Origin of the sequence: Elizabethkingia occulta (genome assembly GCF_002023715.1) — a bacterium.
In the GTDB taxonomy this organism is placed as follows: domain Bacteria; phylum Bacteroidota; class Bacteroidia; order Flavobacteriales; family Weeksellaceae; genus Elizabethkingia; species Elizabethkingia occulta.
In genome coordinates, this window is sequence record NZ_MAHX01000014.1 from 1 (window position 1) to 1,075 (window position 1,075).

The 1,075-nt window shown below is 30.9% G+C and carries 1 rRNA gene; it reads left to right on the forward strand.

Going from position 1 to position 1,075, the window contains the following annotated elements:
* Positions 1 to 93 (forward strand): 5S ribosomal RNA (gene rrf / locus BAZ10_RS09420); the annotation flags it as partial.
* Positions 94 to 1,075 lie beyond the last annotated feature (982 nt).

The following is a 1,075-nucleotide window of genomic DNA, read 5'->3' on the forward strand; positions in this document are numbered from 1 at the left end:
GGTGGGGCTCACCTGTTGCCATTCCGAACACAGAAGTTAAGCCCACCAGCGCCGATGGTACTGCTAACGCGGGAGAGTAGGTCGCCGCCAGTTTTTATTTTTGAAAAGCCTTTGCATAGTAATGCAGAGGCTTTTTCGTTTTTAGGATATTACTATTCCTAAACTATCCACACAATCCATCCAAAATAACTCAACTCAATATACCTAACTATTAACCAACCAGAATGGTTATAATGGTTATGTAAGTTATGCAGGTTATAAGAGTTATAAGATTCACGGATGTTATAGAGGTTATAATACGGTTACAGAAGTTATGAGGCTTAAGGTCATAAAACTCTAATAACCTTAAACCTATAGACCTTACAGACTTATAACTATTCATTATTTTACCGTAAATACAATAGACAACTTAATGTTAGGAAATAGTCTATATTATTACCAGGCTAGATAGAGAACATACCTTATCAACTTATAACTTATCATTCATAACTTATAACTATTTAAACAGAATAGCTACTTACCATTAGTAAATACTTCATATCATATGAATAATAGTAAGTCTAAATCCTATCAATTTATAACCATTTATATATTTCTCCCAAGTTATTGTCCCGGCTTCGAAACCTGGTCTTTCTGTTTTTATAGTATAAATAATGGAGCAGAGGATTAAAAAATACTTTTGATAGAATAAAAAATGGTTTTTTAAATATATTTTGAATCAATAAAATTCAATTTTCAGTGTGTATATAAAGACGTTTTTATGATTTATAAGAAGAGTAGTTGAGTATAATATCAGATTAGTATTAAATTTTTCTCGCGTGTATTCAGTGAGTTACGTATATTATGTTAAAAAAGGTGTGGTAATGTTTGGTGTGTTATAGAAGTTTTTCTACTTTTGCAGTCCTAAACAATGAGAGTTGTAAGGGGAGCAGGAGATAATTGAGACGAAAAAGCGATTAAAATTTTTTAGAAAAAAGATTTGGTCATGTTAATAAAATTTATTAGTTTTGCCCACGCAAAAATGGTTAATAAACGAACTGTTTAAGCAGAGTAGAGTTAATAAGTATGACTGAAA